The organism is Nonomuraea sp. NPDC049028 (assembly GCF_043197735.1).
In the GTDB taxonomy this organism is placed as follows: Bacteria; Actinomycetota; Actinomycetes; order Streptosporangiales; family Streptosporangiaceae; genus Nonomuraea.
On sequence record NZ_JBICTR010000001.1, the window covers coordinates 902290 to 911007 of the forward strand.

The 8718-nt window shown below is 70.3% G+C and carries 8 protein-coding genes; 7 read left to right on the plus strand and 1 reads right to left on the minus strand.

Going from position 1 to position 8718, the window contains the following annotated elements:
* Positions 1–204 precede the first annotated feature (204 nt).
* The 4 genes from ACGFJ2_RS04075 to ACGFJ2_RS04090 are packed head-to-tail and all read left to right on the plus strand — an operon-like array spanning position 205 to position 3787.
* Entirely contained in the window at positions 205–822 is a 618-nt protein-coding gene (locus ACGFJ2_RS04075; protein WP_358182816.1) for a dTDP-4-dehydrorhamnose 3,5-epimerase, read from the plus strand.
* Positions 823–826: 4 nt separating this feature from the next.
* Entirely contained in the window at positions 827–1942 is a 1116-nt protein-coding gene (locus ACGFJ2_RS04080) for a DegT/DnrJ/EryC1/StrS family aminotransferase (protein ID WP_393464413.1), read from the plus strand.
* Complete coding sequence (locus tag ACGFJ2_RS04085) at positions 1939–2850, plus strand: proline iminopeptidase-family hydrolase (protein ID WP_358182810.1); 912 nt, start codon at positions 1939–1941, stop codon at positions 2848–2850. The genes ACGFJ2_RS04080 and ACGFJ2_RS04085 overlap by 4 nt, the downstream gene beginning before the upstream one ends.
* Positions 2843–3787 carry an ACP S-malonyltransferase gene (locus ACGFJ2_RS04090; protein WP_358182806.1) on the plus strand — a complete coding sequence of 315 codons (945 nt, stop codon included), beginning with the start codon at positions 2843–2845 and terminating at the stop codon, positions 3785–3787. The genes ACGFJ2_RS04085 and ACGFJ2_RS04090 overlap by 8 nt, the downstream gene beginning before the upstream one ends.
* A gap of 80 nt (positions 3788–3867) precedes the next feature.
* On the opposite strand, the gene ACGFJ2_RS04095 is transcribed toward ACGFJ2_RS04090, so the two are convergent.
* Entirely contained in the window at positions 3868–4110 is a 243-nt protein-coding gene (locus ACGFJ2_RS04095) for a phosphopantetheine-binding protein (RefSeq protein WP_357951452.1), read from the minus strand.
* A 123-nt stretch (positions 4111–4233) separates the two neighbouring features.
* Here ACGFJ2_RS04095 and ACGFJ2_RS04100 point away from each other — a divergent pair, with 123 nt between their 5' ends.
* From ACGFJ2_RS04100 to ACGFJ2_RS04110, 3 genes are all read left to right on the plus strand, one after another.
* Positions 4234–5796: an AMP-binding protein gene (locus ACGFJ2_RS04100; protein ID WP_393464417.1), complete on the plus strand. Its 1563-nt coding sequence runs from the start codon at positions 4234–4236 to the stop codon at positions 5794–5796.
* Between the two features lie 161 nt (positions 5797–5957).
* A complete protein-coding gene (locus tag ACGFJ2_RS04105) occupies positions 5958–7454 on the plus strand; it encodes an AMP-binding protein (protein ID WP_393464420.1) in 1497 nt (498 codons plus the stop codon).
* A complete protein-coding gene (locus ACGFJ2_RS04110) occupies positions 7451–8668 on the plus strand; it encodes a type III PLP-dependent enzyme (RefSeq protein WP_357951456.1) in 1218 nt (405 codons plus the stop codon). Before ACGFJ2_RS04105 ends, ACGFJ2_RS04110 begins: the two co-directional genes overlap by 4 nt.
* Positions 8669–8718: the final 50 nt, after the last annotated feature.

Sequence of the window (8718 nt, forward strand, 5' to 3'; positions counted from 1 at the left end):
GCCCGATGCCGATCCGCATCCGGGTCGTCCGGCCGACGACGCAGGCCCTGCGGAGTGGGAACGTTCCGAAAAATAATGACTTTATCCCATATTGCGCCATAGTTGTCGCTAGGGGGGCCGGTAGGGGTTGTTCCGCGCGTCTCTGACAGCCAATCATGGTGCCGTCATTTCGACGTACGGCCGGATTTCCTATGGCTGAAAGGCATGCGCATGGAGATAGCCGAGCTTGGCGTGGAGAAAGCTTTCCTGATCACTCCGGACGTCCACTCCGACCACCGGGGAGTTTTCCTCGAAGTGTTCAGTCAGCCGGCGTTCGAGCGGGCGGTGGGCCATCGGTTGACGGTCGCGCAGCTCAACTGCTCGCTGTCCCGGCGCGGGACCATCCGCGGCATGCATGCCATCGCGCTGCCGGGTCAGGCCCGTTATGTCAGCTGTGCGCAGGGGGGCATCGTCGACATCGTGCTCGACATCCGCGTGGGCTCGCCCACGTACGGCGAGCACGTCGCGGTCGAGCTGACCGCCGCGAACCGGCACGCCCTGTACCTGGCGGAAGGGCTGGCGCACGGGTTCGCGCCGCTGACCGACGAGGCGACCGTCGTGTACATGTGCTCGAGCACCTGGTCGCCGGGCTCTGAGGTCATCATCAACTCGCTCGACCCGGAACTCGGCCTGCCCTGGCCCACCGAGCCCGAGCCCGTGCGCTCCGACAAGGACGCGGCGGCGCCTTCGCTGCGCGAGGCCGCGAAGCGCGGGCTGCTGCCCACCATGGCCGAGTGCCGGGCGTTGTACGCCGAACTCGACGATCTCACCCTCACGAGGTGACGGCATGATCCCACTGTTCCGGGTGGCGATGTCTCCCGAAGCGCCGGCCATGGCCGCCCAGGTCATCGGCAGCGGCATGATCGGCCAGGGCGCCAAGGTCCAGGAGTTCGAGCGGGCGCTCGCCGGGCGGATCGGCCGGGACGAGGTGGTCACGGTCAACAGCGCCACGGCGGGCCTGCACCTCGCCCTGCACATGGTCGCCCGCGAGGATGCCGACGACGGCGGCGAGGTGCTGTCCACGCCGTTGACCATGGAGGCCACCAACTGGGCGATCATGGCCAACCGGCTGCGCGTCAAGTGGGTGGACGTCGACCCGGCCACCCTCAACGTCGATCTGGACGACCTGGCCCGCAAGATCTCGCCGAAGACGCGGGCGATCATGATCGTGCACTTCGGCGGCTACCCCCTCGACCTCGACCGGCTCCGCGCGATCCTCGACGAGGCGGAGGCCAGATTCGGGTTCCGCCCGCCGGTGATCGAGGACTGCGCGCACGCGTGGGGCGCGACCTACCGCGGCGCGCCCATCGGCAGCCATGGCAACCTGTGCGTGTTCAGCTTCCAGGCCATCAAGCACCTGACCTGCGGCGACGGGGGCGCTCTCGTCCTGCCGAACGAGGAGCTGCGCCGGCGCGCCGAGCGGCTGCGCTGGTTCGGCATCGACCGTACGGCCGACCGGCTGCGCAACCCGCCGGACGTCACGGAGTGGGGCTTCAAGTTCCACATGAACGACATCAACGCCTCCATCGGCCTGGCCAATCTGGCGTGGGCGGAGGAGGTGGTGGCCCGGCACCGGGACAACGCCGCCTTCTACGACAGGGAACTGGCCGGCGTCCCCGGCGTCGAGCTGACCGAACGGGCCGCCGACCGCCAGTCCTCCTTCTGGATCTATCCGATGAAGGTGGAGGACCGCGAGGGCTTCATGAAGCGCATGGACGAGGCCGGGATCATGGTCAGCAACGTGCACGAGCGCAACGACCTGCACACGGTCATGCGCCCGTACGCGTCGCTGCTGCCTGGCCTCGACCACGTGGCCCCGCGCGTGGTGTGCGTGCCCGTCGGCTGGTGGGTCACCGAGGAGCAGCGCGCGCACATCGCGGACACCGTCAGGCGGGGCTGGTGACCGCGCCGGCCGCCGTCCACACGAAGGGCACGGTGCCGTTCGGGGAGCACCGGACCTGGTACCGGATCACCGGCGAGCCGGGCGGCGCGGGCCGTCCGGCCGTCGTCGTCCTGCACGGCGGCCCCGGCAGCACGCACGACTACCTGGTCGGCCTGGCCGTCCTCGCCCAGCACGGCTGGCCCGTCGTGCACTACGACCAGCTCGGCAACGGTGGCTCCACCCATCTGCCCGACAAGGGGGCGGAGTTCTGGACGCCGCAGCTGTTCCTCGACGAGCTGGACAACCTGCTGCGCCGGCTCGACGTGCGCGACGACTACGTGCTGGTCGGACAGTCGTGGGGCGGCATGCTGGCCGCCCTGCACGCCTCGGCCAGACCGGAGGGCCTGCGCGGCCTGGTGATCGCCGACGCCCCCGCCTCCTACCGGCTCTGGCTGAGTGAGATGCGGGTGCTGCGCGACCGGCTGCCCGACGGCGTCGACGAGACGCTGCGCCGACACGAGGCCGCGGGCACGACCGACTCCCAGGAGTACTTCGACGCGATGATGGTCTTCTACAACCGGCACGTCTGCACCCTGGACCCCTGGCCGCGCGAGTTCGTCGCCACGTTCATGGAGATCTACAACGACCCGACGGTCTACTACGCCATGAACGGCCCCAGCGAGTTCCACGTGATCGGCTCGCTGCGTGACTGGGGCGTGGAGGACCGTGTCGCGGACATCGAGGTGCCCACGCTGCTCATCTCCGGGCGGCACGACGAGGCCACGCCCGCCACCGTGCGACCGTACTTCGACCTCATCCCCGACGTGCGGTGGGAGGTCTTCGAGGAGTCCAGCCACACGCCGCACCTGGAGGAGCCCGAACGGTTCACCCAGGTGCTGATCGACTTTCTGAAGGGCCTGGGTGAGTGAAGTGGACATGCGGACCGCGATCGTCTTCCCCGGGATGGGACCCACCCGGTTCACCGACGTCGACGCGTTCATGCTCGGCGACCCCGTCGCACGGCGGCTGGTCGCGCGCGCCGACGAGGTGCTGGGCTACTCGCTGGCCGACCGCTTCCGCGACTCGGAGGACGATTACTCGGAGGCGGCCCAGGTGGCGTTCCTGGTGAACAGCCTGGCCCTGGCCGAATGGGCCGAGCGGACGCTGGACATCGCCCCGCACGTGTGCGCGGGCCCGAGCTTCGGCGGCAAGGCGGCCGCCGCCTACTCGGGCGCGCTGTCCTTCCCCGACGCCGTGCGCATGACCGCCGAGCTGGCCCGCTGTACGGCGGACTACTTCGCGCACGAGCACCGTGACCTCGTCACCTGCTCCTTCGTCCGCGTTCCCGAGGACAAGCTGAGCGAGCTGCTGGCCGAACTGCGCGAGCAGGGGGAATGGCACGACGTCTCCTGCTACATCGACCACGACTTCTATATGGTCTCGCTGCGGGAGCGGCGGGCGGCGTGGCTGGAAGGCAGGATCCGGGCGCTCGGCGGGCTGCCGCTGTACAGGATGCGGCCGCCCATGCACGCGGCCGTGCTGGAGCCGCTGCGCAAGAGGGCCGAGGAGGAGGTGTTCGGCGCTCTGCGCTTCACCGACCCGCGGCTGCCGGTCGTCGACGATCACGACGGGACGCTGCTGACTGGCGCGGCGGGCGTGCGGGCCATGGTGCTCGACGGCTTCGTCCGGCCGCTGCGCTGGCCCGAGGTGGTGGCCACGCTGCGGCGGCTCAACGTCACGAAGGTCGTCGTCAGCGGCCAGGACGCCATGTTCGGCCGGGTGCCGGTCACCACGCGGAGCTTCACCGTGGTCCCGGTCAACCCGAGGATGGCGGTGCTGCCGCGGCCATCGGTCCCATCGGCCTGACGAGGCCCCGTGGACCTCGTCAGGCGCCGGTCGATCAGGCGGACGGCCGGTCGGGCGGCGGTCGGCCGGGCGGCGGTCGGTCAGGTCGCGGGAATCCCCGACAGGACTTTCCAGAGTGTGCCCGGAGTCGCGAACGTCTCCTTCGTCAGTGCCTCGTCCCTGAATCGCACGCCGTACGTCTCCTCGAGCGCGGCCAGCAACTCGACGATGCCGAGCGAATCGAGGCCGAGACCGGGAAGATCGGCATTTTCGGCGAGCTTGTCATCAGGCGGCAGAAACGGCAGAAGTGGCCGCAGGAGTTCTTCGAATCGGGCATCCCACATGACAGCTGATTTCCTTTCTCCTGGTCGCGAATCTCCTTGTCGCGAATCTTCGGTTATCGCGAAAGGGCTCACGGCGCCGACGTTATCCGGCGGCAAGGCGAATGTCCATAATGGGTGGTTCAGATGAGCGCAGATTATTCGCGACCCCTCTACGCGCATTTCCTGCGCGGCCTCGGTATGGCGCCCGAGCGGCCGGCCTTCCGGGCCGGGCCGGACACGGCGAGTTACGCCGAGCTCCATCGGTCGGCGCTGCGCTGGGCCGGCGCGCTGCTGCGGGCCGCGCCCCGCCCGCTCGGCGCCGTAGGGGTTCTGGCCGACAAAGGGGGCACGGCCTACGCGGGCCTGCTCGCCGGCCTGTACGCGGGCGCGGCGGTGGTGCCGCTCCAGCCCGACTTCCCGGCCGCCCGGACCCGCCAGATGATCGAGGCCGCCGGGGTGTCGGCGCTGATCGTCGATGATCGCGGCCAGAAGCGGGCGGCCGAGCTCCGCGCCCAGGGGGTGGACGTGCTCGTCCTCACCCCCGACGCGCTCGGCGGCGGGCGGGCGCTGGCCGCGCCGCGGCCGGTCGACCCCGCCGACACCGCGTACGTGCTGTTCACTTCGGGGTCGACGGGCCGTCCCAAGGGGGTGCCCATCACCCACGGGAACACCGCGCACTACTTCGAACTGCTGGCCGGACGCTACGACTTCACCCCTGACGACGTGTTCTCGCAGACCTTCGACCTGACCTTCGACTGCGCCATGTTCGACCTGTTCTGCGCCTGGGCCGCCGGCGGGACCGCGGTGGCCGTGCCGCCGCACGCGTACGGCGACCTGCCCCGATACCTGGCCGAGCAGGGGATCACCGTGTGGTTCTCCACCCCCAGCGCGATCTCCCTGGTGCGCAGGACGGGCGGGCTCGGCGCGGGCGCGATGCCGACCCTGCGCTGGAGCTTCTTCGCCGGAGAGGCGCTGAAGTGCGCGGACGCCACCGACTGGCAGCGGGCCGCGAGCGCCTCCATCGTGGAGAACCTCTACGGCCCGACCGAGCTGACGATCACGATCACCGGCCACCGCTGGTCGGAGGCGACCTCGCCCGGCCGCTGCGTCAACGGCCTGTCCCCGATCGGCACCGTGCATCCCGGCCACGGCCACCTCCTGGTGGGCGAGGACGGCCGGACCGTCCGCGACGAGGGGGAGCTGTGGATCACCGGGCCGCAGCTGACCCCGGGATACCTCGACCCGGCCGATGACAAGGGCCGATTCGTCGAGCGGGACGGCCGCACCTGGTACAACACCGGCGACCGCGTCCGGGTCGCCGACAACGGCGAACTTGTCTACCTCGGCAGAGCCGACGCCCAGATCCAGGTGCACGGCTGGCGGGTCGAGCTGGCCGAGATCGATCACGCCGTGCGCGGCGTCGCCGGAGTGGCCGACGCGGTCACCGTGAGTGCCGAGAAGGACGGCACCGCCGTGCCCGTCGTGTTCTACACCGGCGTTCGGCTACCCCCTACCGATTTCACCACCCGGCTCGTCGAGACGCTGCCGGCCGGTCTCATTCCGCGGCACTATCGGTATCTCGACGAGCTGCCGCTGAATCCCAACAGAAAAGTCGACAGGGCGGGTCTGCGGGAGCTGGCGGCGGGCCTGGTGGGTAAACGTGAGCGGGTCGCGGAAGAGGGGAGGGGCGCTTTAGGGGGGCGGTAGGGGTCTATTGGAAATCAGGGTTCGGGATAACTTTTCAGTGATTTGCTTTTTCATTGATCGACATTCCTGGAAATTCCTTTTCCCACCTGGGCGGGAGGACGATATTGGACGGGACGCGGTTTCTTCGATCGGGCCTCATCCACGATCTGCTCGATGAGGCCATGGACGCGAGACCCGAGGGCGACGCGGTCCGCGACGCGCGCGGCGCGTGGAGCTACCAGCGGGTCGGCGAGCTCAGCCACGCCGTCGCCCGCCGGCTTGCGGCCAGTGGCGTGGGCCCGGGGGACCGGGTCATCGTCCAGCTGGCCAACCGGCGGGAGACGGTGCCCATCGTCTACGGTCTCTCGCGGCTCGGCGCGGTCTTCGTGCCGCTGCACCCCGAGATGAAGGCCTTCCACCTCCGCTCCGTCCTTCAGGACGCGGAGCCCACGCTGGTCATCGGCGGCGGCGAGGCCATGCGCGAGGTCGCCACCATGCCGGTGCGCGACATCGACGACTTCTGGCCCGAGGTCGAGGAGCTGGCGGGGCAGCCGGCCGCGCATGAGCCGGCCGCGTACAAGCCGGCCGGGCGTGAGCCGGCCGCGCGTGAGCCGGTCAAGGTCCTGCCCTCGGACGTCGCCATTCTGATCTACACCTCGGGCAGCACCGCCGCGCCCAAGGGGGTGATCTGCCCGCACGCGCAGGTCACCTTCGCCGCCTCGGCGATCAACGCGGTGCTCGGCTACGGGCCGGACGACGTGGTCTTCTGCCGGCTGCCCATGTCCTTCGACTACGGCCTCTACCAGATCTTCCTCGCCGCCCTCGGCGGTGCCGAGCTGGTCCTGGCCGAGGACGGATCCGACCTGATGCTGCTCGGCCAGATCAGCGACGCCGGCGCGACCGTCGTACCCGTCGTCCCGTCGCTGGGCGGCATGATCGCGACCCTGGCCCGGCGGGCGACCGGCTCGGTGTCGAAGGTGCGGATGTTCACCAACACCGGGGCCGCGCTGCCGGAGGCGACCATCCGCAGCCTACGGGCCTGCGCTCCCGGCGCTCGGGTGGTGCGCATGTACGGCATCACCGAGTGCAAGCGCGTCACGATCATGGAGCCGGAGCTCGATCACGACCGGCCCGGCGCGGTCGGCCGTCCGCTGCCCGGCACCCGGGTGGACATCCTCGACAGCGCGGGCCGCTCGCTGCCGGCCGGGGAGACCGGGGAGATCGTGGTCGCCGGTCCCAACGTGATGGCCGGCTACTGGCGCGACCCCGAGCTCACCGCCCGCGCCTACCGCCGTGACCCGGTCACCGGCGAGGTCCGCCTGCACACCGGTGATTACGGCCGGCTCGACCAGGACGGCTACCTGTACTTCGAAGGCCGCAGAGACGACATGTTCAAACGCCGGGGCACCCGGATGAGCACGACCGAGATCGAGGCGGCCGCCATGGACGTCCCCGGCGTGCGCGCGGCCGTGGTGCTGCCCCCGGCCGACGGCCGTGACCTCGTGGTCTTCGTCGAGGCCGATCTGACGCCCAGCAGCGTGCTCAACGCGCTGAAACAGCGGCTCGAACCCGCGAAGGTGCCGGCCGCCTGTCATGTCCTGCCCCGCTTCCCGCTGACGCTCAACGGCAAGAACGAGCGCAAACAGCTGGCCCTGCTGCTCGACGGAGGTCACGCGTGAACTGGTACGCCGAGCTCGCCGCTCGCTACGGCTCCCCGCTGTACGTCTACGACCTGGACCGCGTCGCCACCGCGCAGAAGGACCTGCGTCAGGCCCTGCCCGGCGGGTTCTCGCTGTTCTACTCCTTCAAGGCCAACCCGCACCCGGAGATCGCGCGAGCGCTGCGCGACGGCGGCGCGCTCGCCGAGATCAGCTCGACCGGCGAGCTGAACGCGGCGTTCGCCGCGGGCTTCGACGGCTCCGAGGTGCTCCTCACCGGACCGGGCAAGACCACCGAGGAGCTGGAGGTCGCCGTCGACGGCGGCGTCCGCCTGTTCTCCGTCGAGTCGCCCACCGATCTGTGGCATGTCGGGCAGGTCGCGTCCCGGCGCGGCGTGCTCGTGGACTGCCTGCTGCGCGTCAACAGCGCCGAGCCCGGCGCCGCCACCAGCATCCGGATGACCGGTGCGCCCTCCCAGTTCGGCTTCGACGAGGAGACGATCCCCGCGCTGATGCCGGAGCTCCGGGCGGTGCCCGGCACGCGGCTGGCGGGGGCGCACCTTTTCTCCCTGAGCAACTCCAAGGACGAGGAGAGCCTGGTCGCCGAGTTCGACCACACCATCTCGGTGGCCGCGCGCCTGGAGCGGGAGACGGGCCTGCCGATCCGTCTGCTGGACATCGGTGGCGGATTCGCCGCGCCGTACCTCACCGGTGGAGAGCGGCCCGTGTACGGCGGCCTGCGCGCCGGGCTGGAGACCGTCCTCGACGCGAAGTTCGCCGGCTGGCGGGCGGGCACGCCCCAGATCGCCTGCGAGTCCGGCCGTTACCTGGCCGGCGACTGCGGAACGCTGGTCTGCACCGTGGTCAACGTCAAGGAGAGCCGCGGCCGCAGATTCGTCATTCTGGACGCCGGCATCAACACTCTCGGCGGCATGTCCGGCCTGGGCAGGCTCCTGCCGGTCTCGGTGGAGCTCAACGGCGCCACGCACGACGGCGAACGGTCGCCCGCGACCCTGGTCGGCCCGCTCTGCACCCCCGGCGACATCCTCGCCAGGAACGTCTCGCTGCCCCCGCTGGCACCCGGCGACGTCGTGACCATCCCCAACGCGGGCGCCTACGGCATGACCGCGAGCCTCGTGATGTTCCTGGGCCACCCCGCGCCCATCGAGGTCGTCGCGCACGGCCACCAGGTGGTGTCCGTCTCCCGGATCGAATTCAACCGCAAGTACGAGTGACACCCCCCGGATCGACTTCAGCCGCGAGTACGAGTGACACCCCCCGGATT

Bases quoted from the DNA above. Each gene is read 5' to 3' on its own strand.
- ACGFJ2_RS04075 (WP_358182816.1), top strand. From the start codon at position 205: ATGCGCATGGAGATAGCCGAGCTTGGCGTGGAGAAAGCTTTCCTGATC.
- ACGFJ2_RS04080 (WP_393464413.1), top strand. From the start codon at position 827: ATGATCCCACTGTTCCGGGTGGCGATGTCTCCCGAAGCGCCGGCCATG.
- ACGFJ2_RS04095 (WP_357951452.1), bottom strand. From the start codon at position 4,110: ATGTGGGATGCCCGATTCGAAGAACTCCTGCGGCCACTTCTGCCGTTT.
- ACGFJ2_RS04100 (WP_393464417.1), top strand. From the start codon at position 4,234: ATGAGCGCAGATTATTCGCGACCCCTCTACGCGCATTTCCTGCGCGGC.
- ACGFJ2_RS04105 (WP_393464420.1), top strand. From the start codon at position 5,958: ATGGACGCGAGACCCGAGGGCGACGCGGTCCGCGACGCGCGCGGCGCG.